This is a genomic window from Agrobacterium leguminum (assembly GCF_015704895.1).
GTDB lineage: Bacteria > Pseudomonadota > Alphaproteobacteria > Rhizobiales > Rhizobiaceae > Agrobacterium > Agrobacterium leguminum.
In genome coordinates this window covers 50,023-71,037 of record NZ_JADQWB010000012.1, presented here as the reverse complement: position 1 = coordinate 71,037, position 21,015 = coordinate 50,023, and the positions used below count along the sequence as shown (strand labels likewise).

The following is a 21,015-nucleotide window of genomic DNA, read 5'->3' as shown; positions in this document are numbered from 1 at the left end:
ATGCAAGGCAAGGTCGCTCTCGAGGAGCATTTCGCAATCCCGGAAACGCTTCAGGATTCGGCCGGGTTCGTACCCGGCGACTACTGGAAGGAACTGCAGCACCGCCTGCTCGACATTCAGGATACGCGCCTGAAGCTGATGGATGCGCATGGCATCGAAACCATGATCCTATCGCTGAACGCGCCGGCGGTGCAGGCCATTCCCGACAGGAAGAAGGCGATCGAGATCGCGCGGCGGGCAAATGACGTTCTCGCAGAAGAGTGCGCCAAGCGGCGGGATCGTTTCCTCGCCTTCGCAGCCCTGCCGTTGCAAGACCCGGATGCGGCGACGCAGGAGCTTCAGCGCTGCGTCAACGATCTCGGTTTCGTCGGCGCGCTCGTCAACGGTTTCAGCCAGGAGGGCGATGGCCAGACGCCGCTTTATTACGACCTGCCGCAATATCGCCCGTTCTGGGGCGAGGTGGAAAAGCTCGACGTGCCCTTCTACCTGCATCCGCGCAATCCGCTGCCGCAGGATTCGCGCATCTATGACGGCCACCCCTGGCTGCTCGGCCCCACCTGGGCTTTCGCGCAGGAAACGGCTGTCCATGCGTTGCGTCTGATGGCGTCCGGCCTGTTCGACGAGCATCCGCGCCTCAACATCATTCTCGGCCATATGGGCGAGGGCCTGCCTTACATGATGTGGCGCATCGACCATCGTAATGCCTGGGTGAAGCTGCCGCCGCGTTATCCGGCCAAGCGCCGTTTCGTGGACTATTTCAACGAGAATTTCCACATCACTACCTCGGGCAATTTCCGCACCCAGACGCTGATCGACGCCATTCTGGAAATCGGTGCGGATCGCATCCTGTTTTCCACGGACTGGCCCTTCGAGAATATCGACCACGCCTCCGACTGGTTCAACGCGACGACCATCGCCGAGGCGGATCGGGTAAAGATCGGTCGCACCAATGCGCGCCGCCTGTTCAAGCTCGACGGGCGCTGAATCATGCAGCCCTTCGTCTATATGGCCGCTCCCGCCCGCATCGTCTTCGGCGCGGGCAGCTCGGCGGGCGTGGCGGAAGAAATCCGCCGCCTCGGCCTGTCGCGGGCGCTGGTGCTTTCCACGCCGCAGCAGAAGGGCGACGCGGAGGCGCTTGCCGCCCGGCTCGGCCGGCTTGCCGTGGGTGTCTTCTCCGATGCGGCCATGCATACGCCGGTCGAGGTGACGAAAAACGCGGTCGAAGCCTATCGCACCGCCGGAGCGGATTGCGTGGTGGCGCTCGGCGGCGGTTCCACCACCGGTCTCGGCAAGGCCATTGCGCTGCGCACCGATGCGGTACAGATCGTCATCCCGACCACCTATGCCGGCTCCGAGGTGACGCCAATTCTCGGCCAGACGGAAAACGGGGTGAAAACCACCATGCGCGGGCCGGAAATCCTGCCGGAAGTGGTGATTTACGATGCGGAGCTGACGCTTGGACTGCCTGTCGCCATCAGCATGACGAGTGGGCTGAACGCCATGGCGCATGCGGCGGAGGCGCTTTATGCGCAGGACCGCAATCCCATCGCCAGCCTGATGGCGGTTGAGGGGCTGCGGGCGATGATCGAGGCGCTTCCCGGCGTGAAAGCTGCGCCGGAGGATGTCAAGGCACGCGAGACCGCGCTTTATGGTGCGTGGCTGTGCGGCACGGTGCTTGGCGCCGTCGGCATGTCGCTGCATCACAAGCTTTGCCACACGCTGGGCGGCAGTCTCGACCTGCCGCACGCGGAAACCCATGCGGTGCTTCTGCCGCATACCATCGCCTATGTGGAACAGGCGGTGCCGGATCTGCTCGCGCCGCTCGCTTCTCTTGTCGGCGGCAGGGCAGGGGCAGGGCTCTACGATTTTGCCGCCCGGCTTGGCGCGCCGTCGAGCCTTGCCGCTCTCGGGGTCCGGGCGGACGATCTCGACCGCATGGCGGAGCTTGCAACGGCCAATCCTTACTGGTGCCCGCGGCCAATCGAAAAAACTGCGATCCGCGACCTTTTGCAACGCGCCTTCAAGGGCGCGCGGCCGGAGTGATGGGAGGAGGAGACGATGGATATGAAGATGAGCAATGATGACGGCTATTTCGTCGAGGAACGCTCGGCTGAAACCGTGATCGCGCGGATGCGCGACTGTGACGATCCGCGTCTGAAGGAAATCATGGCGGTGGTGACGCGCAAGCTGCACGAGGCGGTGAAGGAAATCGAACCGACCGAGGAGGAGTGGATGAAGGCCATTCATTTTCTCACCGAGGTCGGCCAGATCTGCAATGAATGGCGGCAGGAATGGATCCTGTTTTCCGATATTCTCGGCGTCTCCATGCTGGTCGACGCCATCAACCATCGCAAGCCGAGCGGCGCGTCTGAATCGACCGTTCTCGGCCCCTTCCATGTCGCGGATGCGCCGGAAATGCCGATGGGTGCGAATATCTGCCTCGATGGCAAGGGCGAGGATATGGTGGTCACCGGCCGCATCCTCGATACCGAGGGAGCGCCGGTCGCCGGCGCGCGTATCGATGTCTGGCAGGCCAATGACGAAGGTTTTTATGACGTGCAGCAGAAGGGCATCCAGCCCGATTTCAACCTGCGTGGCGTCTTCATCACTGGCGAGGACGGGCGCTACTGGTTCCGGGCCGCCAAGCCGAAATATTATCCGATCCCGGATGACGGTCCGGTCGGGCAGTTGCTGCGCGCCATGGGGCGGCATCCTTACCGGCCGGCGCATTTGCACTATATCGTTTCGGCCGAAGGCTTCACCACGCTCGTCACCCATATCTTCGATCCCGACGATCCCTATATCCGTTCGGATGCGGTCTTCGGCGTAAAAGAAAGTCTGCTCGCCGATTTCCAGCGGGTGGAGGATGCGCAGAAGGCGCGGGATCTGGGTTTCATCGGCGACTGGTTCTGGTCGGTGAACCACGATTTCGTGCTCGCCCGATGAGCGGCGGCAGCGACCGAACCCGGCTTTACGTGCGTTTCGCCGAAAGCGATCCCGCTGCGGCCGCGCAACGGGCGGCGCAGATAGAGGCCCACAAAGCCCATCTGCGCAATGGCGAGGCGATGGCGGAAGGGTTCAAGATTCTTGTCTCCGGCCCGATGAGCGCGGTTGCCGACGGCCCATCCGCCGCCCTCATTATTGCGCAGGCGCGCTCGATCGAAGACGTCATCGCCTTCAGCGACGCCGATCCATTCGTCATTCACGGTGTTTATAACCGCATTCATATTTTGAGCTGGACGCCGACGCTGTCGACGATTTCCGGGCTGGGGCCCGGCTGAAATTTGTCGGCGCGATGCGCCTGGCATTTGTTAATATTGCATTTGCAATTTTTGCAAATGCAACATTTAATCGAAGGCGGGTGATGCTGGCGATATGTGCTTGACAGGAGCAGGACACATATCAGTGTGGAGCACGCCGGGCACTCACGGAGGATATCGCAGGAACGGGAGACGCTTATCCATACCGGATGGCGCGTTCATGCGTGAAAGGGAGGAACATGTCCACGAATTATCTGAGCGCCGCGTCAGCGCGGACGAAGAACCCGGCCGGCGTTATCGCGACATGCGGCCTGATGATCATGTTTGACGGTTACGATCTGGTCGTTTATGGCGCCGTCGCACCGGCACTCTTGAAAGAAAGCGCATGGGCGCTCAACCCGGCCATGGTCGGGCGCGCTGCCGCGCTGACGCTGGTGGGCATGCTGCTCGGCGCGCTATTTGCCGGCACCATGGCCGACCGCATCGGCCGCCGCAAGGTGGTTCTTCTCAGCCTCGCCGGCTTTTCGGCGATGATGATTGCCTCGGCCATGACGCCGAATTTTCTCGCCTTCGAAATCACGCGCTTCTTCGCCGGTCTCGGGCTTGGCGCGCTTTTGCCGACGGTCACCGCGCTGGTGCTGGAATTTTCGCCGCCGCATCGCAGGGCGCAGGCCAATTCCCTGTCTTTCCTCGGTTATCTTATCGGCGGTATCATTTCCGGCGTCATGGGCATCCTTCTTCTGGAGACCTATGGCTGGCGGCCTTTGATGCTGATCGGCGGCCTGCCGCTTATTCTTCTGCCGATCTTCATGCGGTTCCTGCCGGAATCGCCCGAATGGCTGGCAAGCAAGGGCCGGCAGGCGGAGGCTGACGGCATTTGCGACAGCTACGGTCTGCAACGCATCGTGCCGCATGCGAAAATTCAAAAGGGCGGTGTCGGCGCGCTGTTCTCGGAAGGCCGGTTGCTCTCGACGCTGAATGCCTGGGGCATCCACTTCTGCTCGCTGCTTCTCACCTTCGGCATGGTCAACTGGCTGCCCACCATCATGAACAAGATGGGTTATGACATCAGTTCGGCGCTCAGCTTTTCCGTCATGCTCAATGTCGGGGCTGCGATCGGCATCCTCATCGGCGGGCGGTTTGCGGATAAGGGCAACGTCAAGGTGGTCGTGGCGATCCTGTTTGCCATCGGCGCCGCCTCGATCTTCGCCCTGACGGTGAACAAGGGTCCGCTTCTTTATGCCTTCGTCGCCCTTGCGGGTGCGGGCACCATCGGCACCCAGATTCTCGCCAATGTTCTGGTGGGACGGCTCTACCCCGTTCATATTCGCGGTACGGGTCTCGGCTTCTCGCTCGCGGTCGGGCGGCTCGGCGGCATTGCCGGCCCGATGATCGGCGGCCTCGTGCTGCAGCGGGGTCTGGCGCCCGAGTGGAATTTCTACATTTTCGGCTCGGTCGCACTTGTGGGGCTGATGCTGACGGTATTGACCCTGCTTTACCGCACCTCCGGTGACGCGCGGGCTTGATGAATGAAACGGCCGGCCGCGGAGAACTGAAATCCGCGGCCGAAGCATTTCCGGCAAAGCTGCCGAGCGGCTTTACGCCCGGAAAATCACTTTAACGCATCATGCCTTGCGGGACACCGGCGCTATTGTCGCCATCTGCTGCAACGTCCGTTCGTTGATGCGTTTGGCCCGTGCCAGCGCATCGTCGCGATCTTCCGGCAGCGTATAGGTCATATAGGACAGCGAGGTTTCGAGGTCGTTGTTGTTATGTCCGAGAATGGCGGCGAAGTAGCTGTTCTTGGTCACATGCGGCGGCGCGAAATTGTGAAAGGCCACCTCTGCATAGAGGTGCCGGAGGCCATAGGGCTTGGGAAGTTCTTCCTTCGGCCAGAGATCCTCGAACAGGTTAAAAACCGTGTCCCTGAGCAGCAGGCGGGTTTCCGACGAAAAATCGTCGATCGACATGCCATGCCACAATTTTCCCTGCCCGCTTTCGCGCAGACGCCTGTAGGCGGCCAGAATGGTTTCCGAGCGGGCAAGCACCGGGATTTCATAGGTAATCCCGAATTTCGTTCCTTCGCCCTGTTTCGTCTTGGCCTGGCCGTTGAACAGGAGGCTCCATTTGGAGACGCCCTTGCCATAGGGGGCAGGTGAAAATTCTGCCTGGGTGAAGACCTCGTAGGGGCGGCGTCCCGTCATGCCGATCAGGCCGATGCCGATCATCAGGGGATCGGCGGACAGGAGCTTATCGGCGCAAATCTTCAGAACCTGCCGATAATTCTCGAAGGTGATCAGCGCGCCGTGCTTTCTGGCGATCTTCTCCATCTTCACCCGGCGTGCATCGTCATACATCGCGGCATCGCCGGTGGCTATCTTCAGCATCGGGTGGTCGTCGCCGAAGGCCTCGCGGATGGCGTTACGATATTTGGTGATGTAGGAGATGATCGTGGTCTGGGCTCTGCCCTTCATGGTGCTGATTTCAGCATTCCACAGGGTCTGCATCTCTTCTTTCGTTGCCATGCCGTTCATCGCCGAAATGAAATCCGCGATGCGCAGCAGAACGGTCGGCTTGCGGCCGGCGGTATTGAACTCCGCCCGCTCGATTTTCTCGACGATGGAGGTCGCCACACCGGTTTTCGTATAGTCGGCGCGGGCAATATAGGTGTTCAGCCGCTCGCGCAGCTTCTTCATGTTGCAGATGGCAAGCGGTGTGCTCTTGACGCCGAACTCGGCCTTCAGCGCATTGCGATATTTCATGATGTAGAGTTCGAGCGTCTTTTCGGTGCGGCCATTGTCGAAATGGTAGCGGACCTCGGCATCCCACAGATCGCGGATTTTTCTATTGCGCAGCGTGTCATCGCTCTTCATCGCCTCTTTGACCTGGCTGACGAAATGATCGATGCGTTCCACGAGGACTGGTGTTTTCGTTTTTCGCTTTGAAGCGGGCATGCGGCGGCTCCCTGAACCCGGCCGGAAATATAAAATCCATGGTTGGCGATCAACAGCAGCACGGTTGCGGAAATGTGATGAACATCCACTGCAGGCCGGTTTCTTTTGAATAATAGTTTAAGCGATTCCGCAAGCACGGCCGCGACGCGAAGAAGCATCGGCGATGCGTTCGCCGTCAAAGATTATCCGAGATGCGGAATATCGGCCTGTGGTGATGCAGGCTATTTCGGCAGCCGGGTCTTCAGCGAGGTCACGATACGCTTGGCCAGTCCCTCATAGTCCTCGTCAAAATGGTGGCCGCCCTCGATGCCGACCGCTTCCACGCCCTTGGCTTTCAGGCCGGGGCAGGGGTCTTCATCTTCTTCTTCCGTGCCATAGATGCATTGCACCAGCTTCGGATCGATCTTGGCGATGTCATCCACCGTCTTGCCGCCCTTGCCTTCACCGGCAACGCCAAGCCAGCCTTCGACGGAAATCTCGAAATCCACTTCGGTCGAAAGTCCCATCAGGGTCAGTTGCACGACATGCGACTTGTCGCGGTCTGGCAGCAGATTATAGGTGGCGGGAAGAATATCGGCACCGAAGGAATAGCCGATCAACACCACATTGCGCACTTTCCATTCCTTGCGATAGGTGTCGATGATGCGGCCGAGATCGGTGGCGACCTCCTGCGGTTTCTTTTCCTTCCAGAAATAGCGGAGCGAATCGACGCCGATGACGGGTATGCCTTCCTTCTGGAAGGCGCCGCCGACTTCCTCATCGAGATCGCGCCAGCCGCCGTCGCCGGAATAGATCACCGCCATGGTGTCCATCACCGGGCTGGTTTCCAGAACCTTGATCGGCAGGCCGAGCGGGCTGTCGGTGTCGCCTGCGGCGTCGATCTGGTCGGACAGGGTCTGGGTCAGAACCTCGTCCGCCTTGTCATCCACATCCGTCACGTCGATATCGGGATGCAGCTTGACGAGCGCATTGACGTGGTCGCGGCCCTTCTGATCCGCGGCAGGCGTGAACAGCACGCTGACGGGGGCAGGCAGCGGGCCGTCGGTCAGGCCATAGACCGTTTCGCCATCCGCCTTGTCCTTGGTGGCGGGGGTGCAGAGGATTTTCTCAAGCGGCAGGCCGGCCTTGGGGTCGACGGCAATGGCTTCCCGGACGGTAGAGACGGGGCTCTGCGCAATCATCGCCAGCGCCAGCGTTCCGCCCTTGCCGATGCCGGTGAGGATGGGCTGGCGATAGCTGCTCGTGCCGGCGGTGCGCTGAATCTGCTGCGAGAGCGACTCGATGTCCGAGATCATATAGATGCACTCGTCATCATCGGCCTCGAGCGCCTTCAGATATTCCTTGAAGTCGATGCCGACCACGGCAGCGCCCTTTTCCACCAGCGTCTTGGCGCGGGTCTCATCGGCGGCCGTCCATCCGTCCGCATCGGAAATCAGGAAGACGCTGGCGAGGATATCGCCGTCCGGCACCATGATGTGTCCGGCGGGGATCATGCCGGTCTCGTAAGCGGGCTTGTCCTGCGCAAAAACGGCGCCAGAAACGAACAAGGGGGAGACGAACAGGGCGGAGGCGGCAAGAACCGCTTTCAGCATGCTGGATTTTCTCATTTTCCGATCACTCCTCTGACGCCGCCGCTGATGAGAACCGTCGCATCCATCAGCGCCAGAGCGGCGTCTGCGCCGTTCTGCACGGCAAGGTAACGCGGCTCCCATTTCGGGTGGAACTTCGCCTTGAAGGCGCGAAGTCCCTTGAAGTTGTAGAACCGTTCGCCGTGCTCGAACAGCGTGCTGCCGATGCGGTCCCAAACGGGGGCGGCGTCGCGTTTCGACATGCCGGACATGGGGGCCATGCCGAGATTGAAGCTCTCATAGCCCGCCTCGCGCAGATATTGCATGATGCTGACGAAGAGAAAATCCATCGAGCCGCGCGGCGCATCCGGCGAAAAACGCATGAGGTCGACGGTGGCTTCCTTTTTCGTGTCCGTCACCATCAGATTGGCGAAGGCGGTGATCTTTCCATCCTTGCGCAGCACGGCGACGGGTTGCGACAGGATGTAATCCGGCTCGAAAGCGCCAAGCGAGAAGCGCTTTTCCCGGGTATTGTGGTGGGCGAGCCAGCCATCTGAGACCTGTTTCAGCTCATCCAGAATATCTGGCACCTGCGCTTGCTCGACCACCTCGAAGGTCAGTCCGTCGCGCGCGCCGCGGCTCAGCGACTGGCGAAGATTGGCAAGCTTGCCGCCCTTCAGTTCGAATGCGGTGAGATCGACCAATGCCAGTTCGCCGAGCTTGAAGGCGCGCAGGCCCGCATCGGCGCAATGGGAGAGGAGGAAAGGCGAAATCTGATAGAAGGCGGCGCGCGCGCCGGCGCCACGGGCGGCTTCCACGAATTGCCAGACCAGATCCGGAAAATCATCCTCGTCGCCGACCGGATCGGCGAAGGCGATCCATGAACGGCCCTGAATCCCATACATGATGAAGGCGTTGCCGCTTTCGGAGAACATCACGTGTTTGTCGCCCATGCGCACCAGATTGGCGTCGGCCGCATCCTGTGTCATGACGATGCCGGTCGCACTCGTGACGTCATCGGCCTTGATGGCGTCCGGCCTGAAGGCCACCGGCCGCATCAGGCTGAAGATGGCGATGGTGGAGGAGGCGAGCACGAGGCCGAGAAGGGCGCGCAATCCGCGCGGCGCTTCCTCGGAGAATTCGAACTGCCACCATAATGTCTGGCTGTAATCCGTATCGCGATAGACGAAGAGCAGGATTGTCGCCGCGCCCGCAATGATGACGGCCATGGCGGCGAGCCAGCTTGGCCCAAGCGCCTGCTTCACCAGCGAGGCATGGCGGTTGAAGCTGCGCATATTGACGGAGAGGGCTGCGATGAAGACGCCGAGGATGGCGGCTTCGAACACGGCGATGGCCTTGAGGAGCGAGAGGACCAGCGCCAGCGAGGCGGCGACCAGCGCAATCCACCAGGCGCCGTCCAGCCGCTGCCCGAGGCCGCGCGAGGCAACGACGAGCACGAGGCCGAGAATGCTCGTCAGAAAATGCGCCGCCTCGACGATGGGAAGCGGTACGAAATTGGAGAGGAAATCCAGATTGCTGTCCGGTGTCGGCGTCACACTCGAGAAGATCAGCATGGTGCCGAGGATCATCGCGAAGGTCGATAGCAGCGGCGGCGCGAGCCGCACGGCAAGCTGGCTGATATCGGAGACAACAGGCTTTGCCGCGAACTGTTTCATCTCCGAGACGAGCATGACCAGAATGGCCACCACCAGCGGCAGGACGTGATAGATCACGCGGTAGAGAACGAGGCTTCCGAGCAGCTGATCGACGCTGATGGCGTTGCCAAGCCCCGCAACCATGACGGTTTCGAAGACGCCAAGGCCGGCGGGCACATGGCTGAGGACGCCGAGGCCGACGGCGGTGGCGTAGATGGCGAAAAATGTCGGCCAGCCGAGATGTGTGTCGGGCAGGAGGACATAAAGCACGGAGGCGGAGGCGGCGATATCGAAGGCGGAGACGAGGAACTGGCGCGATGATGTCCGGCTGTCCGGGAGACGAAGCCGCCATGCGCCGAGCCGGATGGCGTGCCCGTTGCGCCCGACATAGGCCGCCACCACGAGAACCGCGATTATGGCAAGCGCTGCACCCCTGAGAACAGCAGCATCGACGCCGATGATGGCGGCGATGCGCGGTGCGACGATGAAGGTGGAGATGGCGCTGACCGAAAGCAGCCCAAGCCCGAAGGACAGCGTGACGAAGGCGATGACGCGGGCGATTTCGCCGGGTGACAGACCCAGCCGGGAATAGGCGCGAAAGCGGATGGCGCCACCGCTCAAGGGGCCGAAACCGGCAGTATTGCCAATGGCATAGGCTGCAAACGCAGTTGCCGCCATGGGCGGAAAGGGCAGCTTGCGGCCGATATATTCGATGGCATTGGCGTCGTAGAATATCAGCGCCAGAAAGCTGAGCGCGGTGAAGACGATGGCGAGCAGCACCGCCGAGGCCGAGGTCTGCGTCAGCGCATCGATGACGTCGTCATAGCGGACTTCGGAGGTCAGGTGATAGATGGCGAAGGTCATCATCACGAAGACCAGCGTAATGGCGATCGCGGTCAGATAGGGGCGGTTTCTGGCAAAAAAGCTTTCAACCGCGGATTCCGTAACATCGGTTTGTGTAATTTCGCTCTTGTCTGCCATTTACTTTGCCCAGCGCCAGTTCCTGTTGGCGAACCACAGGATTGTGTCGCTAATTCGTTTCGGTTGAGGAAATGTGATTAGCAGAAAAGCATGAAGTGTCGATGTGAAGTTTATGTCCGATCATGCGTGAATTTCACCGGGTTTGGGGCGGAAAATGCAACTATGGAATGCATGATTGACGGGATTGTTCCGAATGACGCCAAATTGACCGTTGCGGTTGCTTGGTGGTGCCGTTTGATGCGACTACACGCTCCTTGCTATTGAAGGAGATGCCAATGAACACGCCCACAAGAATAGTAGTTTCGCTCGTCGTTGCCCTCGTGGCGGGCGGCGGATACATGGCGGTGGATAAGATGCGCGGCGCCGAATGGGTCGTTTCGCCGCAACAGATCGCGGAAGCCAAGGCGAAAGGGCAGATGGGTTATGAATCCCGTCCGGGCACCGTGACCGTATTGCCGATCCGCAGCGAGACGGCGGATGTGCTGCCGATGAAATGGGCGATGATCGGTGTCGTCGCCGGGCTTCTGGCTTTCCGGGCGACCGGCAAGAAAAAAGCGGCAAAGGCTTAAGGGCCTGCCGCTCACATCTCCGGCGCTTTGCGCCGGAGATAAATTGCAATATGCCTCACGCGCCCCAGGTTTTTTCCAGCACACGGATCCAGTTGCCGTGGCAGATTTTGGCAAGCGCCTCGTCGTCATAACCACCGTTGCGCAGGGCTTCGACCAGCAATTGCAGATCGGCTGCGTCCTTCATGGCGGCGGGAATGGTGGTGCCGTCGAAATCCGAACCGAGCGCGACGTGATCGATGCCGATCCGGTTGACGATATAGTCCACGTGGCGGACGAGTTCGTTGAGATCGGTATCCGGATTTTTCACGCCGTCCTGCCGCAGGAACAGAACGCCGAAATTGATGCCTGCGAGGCCGCCCGTGTCGCGGATGGCGTCAAGCTGCCGGTCCGTCAGGTTGCGGCTGTGATTGCAGAGCGCATAGGCGTTGGAGTGCGAAGCCACCAGCGGCGCGTCGGAAATCCCGGCAATGTCCCAGAAACCCTGTTCGTTCATGTGCGACAGGTCGACCATGATCTTCAGCTCGTTGCAGGTCTTTATCAGCCGCTTGCCGGCATCCGTGAGGCCGGGGCCGATATCCGGCGTCGAGGGGAAACGGAAGGGAACGCCGTAAGCGAAGATGTTCGGGCGGCTCCAGACCGGCCCGAGCGTGCGCAGGCCCGCTTCGTAGAGAACGTGGAGAGCATCCAGATCGGCGCTGATCGCCTCCGCACCTTCGATATGGAAGACGGAAGCGAAAGCGCCTTTCGCCATGGCGTCGCGGATATCGGCGGCCGTGCGGCAGACCTTCAGCGCGCCTGCGGATTGTTTCTCTGCCCGGAACAAAAGGCCGGCCATGGCAAGCGTCGCCTTCAGCGCATCCGCTTCGGTCGGTGTCGGGTAGTCGCCATTAGCGTCCTTGTCCATGCTGGGCGAAGGCACATAGGCGGCGCAGAGGCCACCGGCCAGCCCGCCTTTCTTGGCGCGCGGCAGGTCGATGTGGCCGACGGTATCCCCTTCGATGAGAAGCGTTTCGGGGGAAGCATTGCCCGATCGCCATAACCGCAGAAGCACGTCGTTGTGGCCGTCGAAGACGGGTACGGTTTTTTGATCGGTCATGGTCATTCACCTTCGGAAATGGGATTGCGCGGACGCGCGTGCGGACGAGTTTTCTGAATTGGTAGAGGAAAGGTCAAGGCGGGAGCAAATGCAATCCGTGCATAGGCTCTGCCAAATTTGGAATTGGTCGGGCCTCGTTTGCTCGTGGTAATCGCGGGAAAACATAAAAAAAATGACTGGATTGGGGCAAACCCATACCGTTTTCCGAAAAATAAGGTCCGAAAGGGGATTTTCGATGATTTCAAGACGCAACCTGCTGATTGCCGGCGCTGCCGTTCCGTTCCTGTCCTATGCGCGCATTCCGGCCTTTGCCGCGACGCCGAAGGATATTCTGGTTGTCGCCCAGCAGCTGGACAATATGACGAGCCTTGACCCGCATGAAGGTTTCGAAGCCGTCGGCGGTGAAATCATCTCCAACATGTATCAGAAGCTGGTGCGCGCCAACCGCGAGGATTCCACCAAGGTCGATCCGGTCATCGCGAAATCCTGGGAAGCCGATGCGGACAGCAAGGTCTTCACCTTCACGATCGGTGACGAAGCGACCTTCGCGAGCGGCGCGAAAGTCACGGCGGAAGACGTCGCCTTCTCGCTGCAGCGCGCCATCAAGATGAACAAGAGCCCGGCCTTCATCATCAGCCAGTTCGGCTTCACGCCTGATAATGCCGAGACGACCATCGTTGCCGCCGATGACAAGACGGTGAAGCTGACGACGGCAAAGCCGACAGCCATCTCCTTCCTGCTTTATTGCCTCTCCGCCAATATCGGCGCGATCGTCGAAAAGAAGGCGGTTCTCGCCAATGCTTCGGGCGAAGACCTCGGCAATGGCTGGCTGCAGAAGAACAGCGCTGGCTCCGGCGACTTCGTGCTGCAGGCCTGGAAGCCGAGCGAAAGCGTCGCACTCACCGTCAACCCGAACGGTCCTTACAAGGGCAATATCAAGCGCATCATCCTGCGCCATGTCACCGATCCGTCCTCGCAGCTTCTGATGCTGCAGAAGGGCGATATCGATATTGCCCGCGACCTGACCTCGGAGCAGCTGCGCACCGTCAAGGACGATGCGAATATCGAACTGGAGCGCAAGTCCATTGCCTCGCTGGTGCTGATCTCGCTCAACCAGGGCAATGAGAACCTTGCCAAGCCGCAGGTCTGGCAGGCCATCAAGTGGGCGCTGGACTACAAGGGCATGCAGGAAAACATCGTGCCGCTGACGCACGAAATTCACCAGAGCTTCGAGCCGAAGGGCTTCCCCGGCGCCGTCAACGACATTCCGTACCAGCGCGACGTCGAAAAGGCCAAGGCTTTGATGGCGGAAGCCGGCCTTGCCGATGGTTTCGAGATCAGTATGGATCACTATTCCGCCCAGCCTTACCCGGATCTGGCGCAGGCCATTCAGGCAAACCTTGCCGATATCGGCATCAAGCTGCGCCTGCAGTCAGCGGAAAACCGTCAGGTTCTGACCAAGATGCGCGCCCGCGAGCATCAGATGGCGCTTTCCGCATGGGGCACGGATTATTTCGATCCGCATTCCAACGCCGATGTCTTCAACATCAACAAGGACAATGGCGACGACGCCAAGTCGAAGCCCTTCCTGTGGCGTTCGCGCTTCAAGAACGACGACTTCGCCGCCAAGGCGGAGGCCGCCCGTGACGAGAAGGACCCGGCAAAGCGCGTGGAGCTTTATGAAGCCCTGCAGCGCGAGCACATGGAAAACAGCCCCTTCGTGTTCATGTTCCAGACCACGAAGACGGCCGCCTTCCGCAAGGGTGTTTCCGGTTTCGAACTCGGCGTTCTCTCCGAGGGCAATTCCTACCACGATGCGAAGAAAGCGTGACATTGAACAAGCGCGTTAAAAGCATATCGTCGATACTGGGCAGCGTCATCCTGACGCTGTTCGGTTTGATGGTCATCACCTTCATGATCGGGCGCGTCATGCCTGTCGATCCCGTCATCGCGGCGGTCGGCGACAATGCGCCCGAAGACGTCATCGTGCGCGTGCGGGCCGAAATGGGTCTCGACCAGCCGCTGGTCGTGCAGTTCTTCCATTATGTCTCGCAGGTCCTGCATGGCGATTTCGGCAATTCGATCCTGACCCGCAATCCGGTCTGGATCGATATCAAGCGCGTTTTCCCCGCCACCTTCGAACTTGCCACCGCAGCCCTCATCCTTGCAGCGCTGATCGGCATTCCGCTCGGTGTCTGGGCAGCCGTCAAGCAGGGCAAGCTGACCGATCAGGTCATCCGCGTCGTCTGCCTTGCCGGTCACTCCGTACCGGTCTTCATGCTGGCGCTGATTTCGCTGCTCGTCTTTTACGCCACGCTTGGCGTCGCACCGGGGCCGGGCCGGCAGGACATCATCTATGACGGCATGATCACGCAGGTCACCGGCCTGATGACGGTCGATACGCTGCTTGCCGGCGACTGGGACGCCTTTTACGACGCCATCGCCCATATGGTGCAGCCCGTCTGCATCCTTGCCTATTTCAGCATGGCCTATATCACCCGCATGACGCGCGCCTTCATGATCGATGCGCTGAAGGGTGAATATGTCATCACCGCCCGCGCCAAGGGGCTTTCGGCCATGACCGTCATCTGGGGCCATGCCTTCCCGACGGTCGCCGTGCAGCTCATCACGGTTCTCGCGCTCACCTATGCCGGTCTTCTCGAAGGCGCCGTGGTGACGGAAACCGTGTTCAGTTGGCCGGGCCTTGGCCAATATCTCACCGTCTCGCTCATGAACGCGGACATGAACCCCGTCGTCGGAGCAACCCTGTTGATCGGCTTCATCTATGTCGCCCTCAACCTGCTCGCAGACGTGCTTTACAGAGTTATGGATCCTCGCGTTCGATGATGTTAGCTAATTTCAGAAACTGGGCGCTGGATGAGACGCCGCATTCCCGCACACAGGCTGCCTGGGGAAACCGGTATCGCATCTGGCTCAACCTGAAGTCCAATCCGCTGGCGGTGATCGGGCTTACGATCATCGTTCTCTTCATCGCGCTGTCGCTGCTGGCGCCGCTGCTCGCGCCTTACGATCCGGCGACGCAGAACCTCGGCAACCGTCTGGCGTTTCCGAGCGCCGAACACTGGTTCGGTACGGATGAGCTCGGCCGCGATATTCTCTCGCGCATTCTCTATGGCGGCCGTGTCACGCTCGGCATGGTCATCGCCGTTGTCGTTCTCGTCGCACCCATCGGCCTCGCCATCGGCTGCATCGCCGGTTATTTCGGCGGTATCGTCGATACGGTGCTGATGCGGGTGACGGATGTGTTCCTGGCTTTCCCCCGCCTCATCCTCGCGCTGGCCTTTGTTGCGGCACTGAAGCCCGGCGTTGAAAGCGCCATTCTCGCCATCGCGCTCACCGCATGGCCGCCCTATGCGCGTCTGGCCCGCGCCGAAACCATGACGGTGCGCGGCAGTGATTTCGTTGCGGCCTATCGCCTGACCGGCGCTTCCGCCTGGCGCATCATCGCCCGGCATATCGCACCGCTCTGCGTGCCGAGCCTTATCGTGCGCATCACGCTCGACATGAGCTCGATCATCATCACCGCCGCAAGCCTTGGCTTCCTCGGCATGGGTGCGCAGCCGCCTTCGCCGGAATGGGGTGCGATGATCGCCACCGCCAAGCGCTTCATCTTCGAACAATGGTGGGTCGCCACCATTCCCGGCATTGCCATCTTCCTCGTTTCGCTCGCCTTTAACTTCCTTGGCGATGGCCTGCGCGACGTTCTCGACCCGAAGGGACATTGAGCCATGCTGGTCGAAATCGAAAATCTGAAGATCGCTTTCCAGACCCGCACCAGCCGTTTCGAGGCGGTGCGTGGTGTGTCGATGAAGCTCGGCACAGAAAAGCTCGGCATCGTCGGCGAATCCGGCTCCGGCAAGAGCCTGACGGCGCGCGCGCTGATGAAGCTTCTGCCCTCCAATGCCGATATCAGGGCCGACAAGCTGGCCTTTGACGGCATCGATGTGCTGTCCGCCAGCGAAAGGCAGATGCGCCAGATCCGCGGCAAGCGGGCGGGTTTCATCCTGCAGGACCCGAAGTATTCGCTGAACCCGGTGAAGACCATCGGCGCGCAGGTGGCCGAAGCCTGGCGCACCCACAAGGGCGGCAGCAAGCGGGCCGCGATGGAAGCGGCAATCGGCCTGCTCGATCAGGTGAAGATCCGCAATCCGCGCCAGGTTGCCTCGTCCTATGCGCATGAGGTTTCCGGCGGCATGGGCCAGCGCGTGATGATCGCCATGATGCTCGCGCCCGATCCGGAACTTCTGATCGCCGACGAACCGACCAGCGCGCTCGACGCCACGGTGCAGGCGGAAATCCTGCGGCTGATCGAGGAGCTGGTATCGGAACGCGGCATGGGCCTCATTCTCATCAGCCACGACCTGCCGCTCGTCTCGCATTTCTGTGACCGCGTCGCCGTGATGTATTCGGGCCGGGTGATGGAGGAACTGAAGGCTTCCGAGCTTTTGAAGGCCCAGCATCCTTACACGCAGGGACTTTTAAACTGCATTCCCTCGCTGACGCATCCGCGCGAGCGTCTTCCCGTTCTCAACCGTGATGCAGCGTGGTCCAGCCAATGATCGACGTCGACAATCTCCGTATCAAGTTCGGCGACCGCGAAGTCGTGAAAGGCGTGTCCTTTTCGGTTGAGAAGGGCGGCAGCTTCGGCATCGTCGGCGAAAGCGGCTCAGGCAAGTCCACCATCCTGCGCGCCATGGCGGGCCTCAACGAAAGCTGGGAAGGCCGCATCGCCTTTGCCGGCAAGGATGCACCGCTGAAGCGCACGCCGGAATTTTTCCGGCAGGTGCAGATGGTGTTTCAGGATCCCTACGGGTCGCTGCATCCGCGCCAGACCATTGACCGCATTCTCAGCGAATTGCCGCTGGTGCACGGCATGGACAATATCGAAAAGCGCATCCAGCAAGCGCTCTCGGATGTGGCTCTGCCGCAGGCCGTGCGCTTCCGTTTTCCGCACCAGCTTTCCGGCGGCCAGCGCCAGCGCGTGGCGATTGCCCGTGCGTTGATTGCCGACCCACAGGTGCTGCTGCTGGATGAGCCGACTTCGGCGCTCGATGTGTCGGTGCAGGCGGAAATCCTGAACCTGTTGCAGGACCTGCGTGCGGCGCGCAACCTCACCTATATTCTCGTCAGCCACAATCTGGCTGTTATCGCGCATCTGTGCCCGCAGGTTGGCGTGATGCTGAACGGGGAAATGGTGGAGCAGCTGAGTGCGGACGATCTGCGTGACGGCCGGACCAAACATTCGCATACGGAAGAGTTGCGCAGCCTGAGCATCCGGCTGGAAGAGCCGGCCTGAGGTCGGCCGCCTAACCGAGGTTGCTAATGAATCGAGTGGGTGCTGCTCGCTTCTTCTCCCCGCCGGGGAGAAGGTCGCGGCAGCGGGATGAGGGGGCAAGCTCTCCGAAATTCGGTAACGTCGCCCCCTCATCCGACCCTTCGGGCCACCTTCTCCCCGGCGGGGAGAAGAAACAAGCGGCGATGCCGGTGACAAAACCGTTGTCCTCGCACGCTGCAATAGAGATACGAGACCGAACCATGCCACAGCAATTCGACTGGAACGCCGCTTCAACGCTTGCCGAGACCTTCGTCTCGCAATGGGCGGGTAACGAGCCGGGTGGGGCGGTCATCGGTTTCGATCTCAACGGTATCCGTTTCGCCCATGCGGGCGGTGTCGAGAGCCTTTCGACATTCGCACCTTTCACGCCGCAGAGCGTGGTGCGTTATGCCTCCGTCACCAAACATGCCTTCTGCGCCATGGTGCTTGCCCATTCCGATCTGATCGGGCTTGACGATACACTCGGCAAGCATCTGCCGGAGCTGCAATCGCCGCTCCGTGAGGTGACGGTGGGGCAGGCGCTGGATATGAGCGGCGGCCTGCCGGATACGCGCGAATGCCTCTCGCTGCTTGGCCTTTCCGTTTACACGGAGACGAAGGCCGGCCCGCTTCTCGAATACCTGTCGCGGCTGACGCGGCTGAATTTCGATGCCGGCAGTGAGGTGTCCTATTCCAATACCGGTTATCGTCTGGTGGAGGCGGCGCTGAAGCGCCGGGGTTTCCGTTTCGACGATTTCATGCAGACGCAGATTGCCGGCCCCTTCGGCGTGTTCCTGAAGGCGCCGGATGTCTGGAACGATCCGGTCGATGGCCTCGTGCCGGGTTACTGGAAAGCCGAAGACAACTGGCAGCTTTCGGCCGCCGGTCTGCATATTTCCGCTTCGGGTAGCCTTGCGGGCAGCGCCGAAGCACTTACCCGTTGGTTGCAGGGTCTGATGCGGGGCGAGGGAAGCTTCGCGGGTGTTCTTGACGCGCTTTCGACTGAGCGGCCGCTCGCCGATGGGCGGATGAGCGAATATGGCCTCGGCCTGCGCTGGTCGCATCTCGGCGACAGGCGCTTCGTCGGTCACGGCGGTTCGCATCCGGGTTATAAGACCTATTTCCTGCTCGATCCAGAAAACGGAACGGGTTTCGTCGTGGTGTCGAACCGTGAGGATACCAACGGCTTCAAGATCGCGCTGGAAAGCATGGCGGCCCTCACCGGCCTGCCTTTGCCCAAGCCCGCCGCCAGCCTGCCGGAAGGCCTTTACTTGACCGAAAGCGGACCGTGGTGGCTGGAAATCAAGGGCAGCGCATCCACCTTCATCGATGGCGACGACACGCTCTATGAAGATGTCAATGGCTGGGTATCTTCCCGCTCCGCATCTTCTCCGATGCGTCTCAGGTTAGACGGTGACGCCATTGTCGGTGAGGCCGGTCACGCCGCCCGCCGTTTCCTGCCGGTCGGCGATCATGCGGTGCCGGATGATCTTTCAGGATCATGGCGCTCCGATGAGGGCGCCGAATTTTCGATCAGCGGCTCGTTGCTGACGATGGGCATCGGCCCGACGCGTCGCAGCATGCCTCTGAAGGCGCTCGGCAATGGCCGTTTCCTCTTCACGCTGATTGACGGGCCATGGACGAAGCGTGTTTGCCTCAATCGTCTGGGCGATGATCGGATCGAGCTGGTTTCCAGCCGGGCGCGGATGATCGAATATTCAAGGGCTCTTTAAAAGAGTTTCATTCACGTTCCATTGCTCCTAATAAAGACGCTTTCCGAATGAACGGATAGGATGTTGTTGGTGGGAGTGTGAGCCGTGGAAGTCAAATGGCTCGAGGATTTCCTGGCGCTGGCCGGAACGCTCAATTTTTCGAAGGCGGCGGATGAGCGGCATGTGACGCAATCCGCCTTCAGCCGGCGCATCAAGCAGCTGGAAGCCTGGGTGGGCGCGACGCTGGTTGACCGCGCTTCCTATCCTTCCCGGCTGACCGAAGCGGGTGTGAAATTCGTGCCGGTGGCGCAGGAAACGCTGAAGCAGCTTTATCATGCCCGGCGCACGCTTCTTCAGGAAGAGGGGGCGGACGCCAGAACGGTGCGGCTGACGGCGCTGCATACCCTGTCCTTCACCTTCTTTCCCGACTGGCTGAAGCGGGTGAACGAAAAGGCGGGACCGCTGTTTTCGGTGTTGAGGCCGGATTCCGGCAGCATGGAGGAAAACCTCAATTCGCTGGTGGATGGGCAGAGCGATTTCCTTTTGACCTATGCCCATCCCGAAGTGCCGATGCTGCTCGATGCGCAGACCTTCGAGTTCCGCGTGCTGGGTGCGGAAAACATCATTCCCGTTTCCGCGCCGGCGAAAGGTGGTTCACCGCTGCATGAACTGGTGGAAAATGCGCGAAAACCCTTTGCCTATCTGGACTATGAAAAGGCCTCGTTCTTCGGGCCGTTGCTGCGCGATCTGCTGAGCGCGCGCCTGCCGCAATTCGAGCGCGTGCATGAGGGCAGCATGTCGGTGGGGCTGAAAGCCATGGCGATGGCCGGCTGGGGTGTCGCCTGGGTGCCGGAAAGTCTGATGCGGCAGGAGCTGGATAGCGGCGCGCTGGTGCGTGCCGCCGATGAGAGTTTCGATATTGCCGTCGATATCCGGCTCTATCGTTCCAAGGAGAACCGCCGGCCCGTGGTCGAGCGTATATGGGCGGTTCTCGAAGGCTGATGTTTGCTTAAATCGCTGTGCGGCGGGCGTTTTCCAGATAGAGCGCGCGCAGACGGCTGACGAGCGGGCCGGGCTTGCCATTGCCAACCGGCTTGCCGTCAATCTTCGTCACTGAAACCACGAAGTTGGAGGCGCTGGTCAGGCAGGCTTCATCGGCATTCAGCGCCTCTTCCAGCGTGAAGGGCCGCTCTTCCAGCGTGAAGCCGGCTTCCCTGGCCAGCTGCAGGGCGGCGAGGCGGGTGCAGCCGGGCAGGGTCTTGTTGCTGTTGCCGCGGGTGATGATCTTTTTGTCGCCGGTGATGATATAGGCGGTCGAGGACGCGCCTTCGGTGACGAAACCATCCTCGATCATCCACGCCTCGTCGCAGCCTTCGGCCTTGGCGATGCGCTTGGCCATGACCTGCGGCAGAAGGCAGACGGTCTTGATATCGCGGCGCTCCCAGCGCTGGTCGGGAACCGATTTGACGGCGATGCCGGCTTCTTCGACCGGGGTGCCGATCAGCTTCTTGGCCTGGGTGAACATGACAAGCGTCGGCTTCAGATCGGCGGAGAACAGGAAATTGCGGTCTTCGGCGCCACGCGTCAGCTGCAGGTAGATCATGCCTTCGACGAGATTGTTGTCGGCAATCAGCCGGCGCTCTGCCTCGACGATCTCTTTCGTGGTGACCGGCAGCGGCACGTCGATTTCGCGGGCGCTGCGCTCCAGCCGGGCCATGTGCAGGTCACTGTCGATCAGCTTGCCTTCCAGAACGGAGGTAACTTCATAAATGCCGTCGCCAAACAGGAAACCGCGGTCGAAGATGGAAAGGCGGGCGTCCGCTTCGGGCAGGAATTCGCCGTTGACGTAAACGATGCGACCGGATGGGCTAGTCATGAAAACTCC

Annotated in this window: 18 protein-coding genes; 13 read left to right on the top strand and 5 right to left on the bottom strand. The window is 60.8% G+C overall.

Annotated features, from left to right (window positions below):
- The 5 genes from tsdA (at position 1) to I3J13_RS17515 (ending at position 4,786) form a co-directional block, all read left to right on the top strand.
- A complete protein-coding gene (gene tsdA / locus I3J13_RS17535; protein ID WP_080850883.1) occupies positions 1-984 on the top strand; it encodes a gamma-resorcylate decarboxylase in 984 nt (327 codons plus the stop codon).
- 3 nt (positions 985-987) lie between these two features.
- Complete coding sequence (gene graC, locus I3J13_RS17530; protein ID WP_196379584.1) at positions 988-2,043, top strand: maleylacetate reductase; 1,056 nt, start codon at positions 988-990, stop codon at positions 2,041-2,043.
- A 15-nt stretch (positions 2,044-2,058) separates the two neighbouring features.
- Positions 2,059-2,946, top strand: a complete 888-nt coding sequence (gene graB, locus I3J13_RS17525) for a hydroxyquinol 1,2-dioxygenase (RefSeq protein WP_020810145.1) — start codon at positions 2,059-2,061, stop codon at positions 2,944-2,946.
- A complete protein-coding gene (locus I3J13_RS17520) occupies positions 2,943-3,281 on the top strand; it encodes a YciI family protein (RefSeq protein ID WP_080850889.1) in 339 nt (112 codons plus the stop codon). Before graB ends, I3J13_RS17520 begins: the two co-directional genes overlap by 4 nt.
- Positions 3,282-3,499: 218 nt before the next feature.
- Positions 3,500-4,786, top strand: coding sequence for an MFS transporter (locus I3J13_RS17515; RefSeq protein WP_004433180.1), 1,287 nt, complete (start codon positions 3,500-3,502; stop codon positions 4,784-4,786).
- Positions 4,787-4,885: 99 nt separating this feature from the next.
- On the opposite strand, the gene telA is transcribed toward I3J13_RS17515, so the two are convergent.
- The 3 genes from telA to mprF all read right to left on the bottom strand — a co-directional run bounded on the left by telA (position 4,886) and on the right by mprF (position 10,418).
- Positions 4,886-6,214 (bottom strand): telomere resolvase TelA, encoded by a 1,329-nt coding sequence (gene telA, locus I3J13_RS17510; RefSeq protein WP_196379583.1) that lies wholly within the window; start codon positions 6,212-6,214, stop codon positions 4,886-4,888.
- A gap of 221 nt (positions 6,215-6,435) precedes the next feature.
- On the bottom strand, positions 6,436-7,821 hold the full coding sequence (locus tag I3J13_RS17505; RefSeq protein ID WP_196379582.1) for a virulence factor: 1,386 nt from the start codon (positions 7,819-7,821) through the stop codon (positions 6,436-6,438).
- Positions 7,818-10,418 carry a bifunctional lysylphosphatidylglycerol flippase/synthetase MprF gene (gene mprF, locus I3J13_RS17500; protein WP_196379581.1) on the bottom strand — a complete coding sequence of 867 codons (2,601 nt, stop codon included), beginning with the start codon at positions 10,416-10,418 and terminating at the stop codon, positions 7,818-7,820. Before mprF ends, I3J13_RS17505 begins: the two co-directional genes overlap by 4 nt.
- A gap of 275 nt (positions 10,419-10,693) precedes the next feature.
- On the opposite strand from mprF, the gene I3J13_RS17495 reads away from it, so the two are divergent.
- On the top strand, positions 10,694-10,987 hold the full coding sequence (locus I3J13_RS17495) for a hypothetical protein (protein WP_020810151.1): 294 nt from the start codon (positions 10,694-10,696) through the stop codon (positions 10,985-10,987).
- A 55-nt stretch (positions 10,988-11,042) separates the two neighbouring features.
- On the opposite strand, the gene I3J13_RS17490 is transcribed toward I3J13_RS17495, so the two are convergent.
- Positions 11,043-12,083 (bottom strand): dipeptidase, encoded by a 1,041-nt coding sequence (locus tag I3J13_RS17490; RefSeq protein WP_196379580.1) that lies wholly within the window; start codon positions 12,081-12,083, stop codon positions 11,043-11,045.
- A 235-nt stretch (positions 12,084-12,318) separates the two neighbouring features.
- Here I3J13_RS17490 and I3J13_RS17485 point away from each other — a divergent pair, with 235 nt between their 5' ends.
- From I3J13_RS17485 to I3J13_RS17455, 7 genes are all read left to right on the top strand, one after another.
- Positions 12,319-13,914 carry an ABC transporter substrate-binding protein gene (locus I3J13_RS17485; RefSeq protein ID WP_196379579.1) on the top strand — a complete coding sequence of 532 codons (1,596 nt, stop codon included), beginning with the start codon at positions 12,319-12,321 and terminating at the stop codon, positions 13,912-13,914.
- 2 nt (positions 13,915-13,916) lie between these two features.
- A complete protein-coding gene (locus I3J13_RS17480) occupies positions 13,917-14,930 on the top strand; it encodes an ABC transporter permease (protein WP_004433194.1) in 1,014 nt (337 codons plus the stop codon).
- The gene (gene nikC, locus I3J13_RS17475; RefSeq protein WP_004433196.1) at positions 14,927-15,829 is read left to right on the top strand and encodes a nickel transporter permease; all 903 of its coding nucleotides are present in this window, start codon (positions 14,927-14,929) and stop codon (positions 15,827-15,829) included. Before I3J13_RS17480 ends, nikC begins: the two co-directional genes overlap by 4 nt.
- Positions 15,830-15,832: 3 nt before the next feature.
- Complete coding sequence (locus I3J13_RS17470) at positions 15,833-16,663, top strand: ABC transporter ATP-binding protein (protein WP_196379578.1); 831 nt, start codon at positions 15,833-15,835, stop codon at positions 16,661-16,663.
- Positions 16,660-17,400 carry an ABC transporter ATP-binding protein gene (locus I3J13_RS17465; RefSeq protein ID WP_196379577.1) on the top strand — a complete coding sequence of 247 codons (741 nt, stop codon included), beginning with the start codon at positions 16,660-16,662 and terminating at the stop codon, positions 17,398-17,400. Before I3J13_RS17470 ends, I3J13_RS17465 begins: the two co-directional genes overlap by 4 nt.
- 239 nt (positions 17,401-17,639) lie before the next feature.
- Complete coding sequence (locus I3J13_RS17460; protein ID WP_196379576.1) at positions 17,640-19,151, top strand: serine hydrolase domain-containing protein; 1,512 nt, start codon at positions 17,640-17,642, stop codon at positions 19,149-19,151.
- Positions 19,152-19,235: 84 nt separating this feature from the next.
- On the top strand, positions 19,236-20,132 hold the full coding sequence (locus tag I3J13_RS17455; RefSeq protein ID WP_196379575.1) for a LysR substrate-binding domain-containing protein: 897 nt from the start codon (positions 19,236-19,238) through the stop codon (positions 20,130-20,132).
- A gap of 7 nt (positions 20,133-20,139) precedes the next feature.
- Here I3J13_RS17455 and I3J13_RS17450 read toward each other — a convergent pair whose 3' ends face one another.
- Positions 20,140-21,006, bottom strand: a complete 867-nt coding sequence (locus I3J13_RS17450) for a D-amino-acid transaminase (RefSeq protein ID WP_059755100.1) — start codon at positions 21,004-21,006, stop codon at positions 20,140-20,142.
- Between the last annotated feature and the right edge of the window lie 9 nt (positions 21,007-21,015).

Coding starts and splice junctions, on each gene's coding strand:
- tsdA (WP_080850883.1), top strand. CDS start 1: ATGCAAGGCAAGGTCGCTCTCGAGGAGCATTTCGCAATCCCGGAAACG.
- I3J13_RS17515 (WP_004433180.1), top strand. CDS start 3,500: ATGTCCACGAATTATCTGAGCGCCGCGTCAGCGCGGACGAAGAACCCG.
- I3J13_RS17470 (WP_196379578.1), top strand. CDS start 15,833: ATGCTGGTCGAAATCGAAAATCTGAAGATCGCTTTCCAGACCCGCACC.
- I3J13_RS17460 (WP_196379576.1), top strand. CDS start 17,640: ATGCCACAGCAATTCGACTGGAACGCCGCTTCAACGCTTGCCGAGACC.
- I3J13_RS17490 (WP_196379580.1), bottom strand. CDS start 12,083: ATGACCGATCAAAAAACCGTACCCGTCTTCGACGGCCACAACGACGTG.
- I3J13_RS17495 (WP_020810151.1), top strand. CDS start 10,694: ATGAACACGCCCACAAGAATAGTAGTTTCGCTCGTCGTTGCCCTCGTG.
- I3J13_RS17505 (WP_196379582.1), bottom strand. CDS start 7,821: ATGAGAAAATCCAGCATGCTGAAAGCGGTTCTTGCCGCCTCCGCCCTG.
- I3J13_RS17520 (WP_080850889.1), top strand. CDS start 2,943: ATGAGCGGCGGCAGCGACCGAACCCGGCTTTACGTGCGTTTCGCCGAA.
- graB (WP_020810145.1), top strand. CDS start 2,059: ATGGATATGAAGATGAGCAATGATGACGGCTATTTCGTCGAGGAACGC.
- graC (WP_196379584.1), top strand. CDS start 988: ATGCAGCCCTTCGTCTATATGGCCGCTCCCGCCCGCATCGTCTTCGGC.
- nikC (WP_004433196.1), top strand. CDS start 14,927: ATGATGTTAGCTAATTTCAGAAACTGGGCGCTGGATGAGACGCCGCAT.
- mprF (WP_196379581.1), bottom strand. CDS start 10,418: ATGGCAGACAAGAGCGAAATTACACAAACCGATGTTACGGAATCCGCG.
- telA (WP_196379583.1), bottom strand. CDS start 6,214: ATGCCCGCTTCAAAGCGAAAAACGAAAACACCAGTCCTCGTGGAACGC.
- I3J13_RS17465 (WP_196379577.1), top strand. CDS start 16,660: ATGATCGACGTCGACAATCTCCGTATCAAGTTCGGCGACCGCGAAGTC.
- I3J13_RS17450 (WP_059755100.1), bottom strand. CDS start 21,006: ATGACTAGCCCATCCGGTCGCATCGTTTACGTCAACGGCGAATTCCTG.
- I3J13_RS17485 (WP_196379579.1), top strand. CDS start 12,319: ATGATTTCAAGACGCAACCTGCTGATTGCCGGCGCTGCCGTTCCGTTC.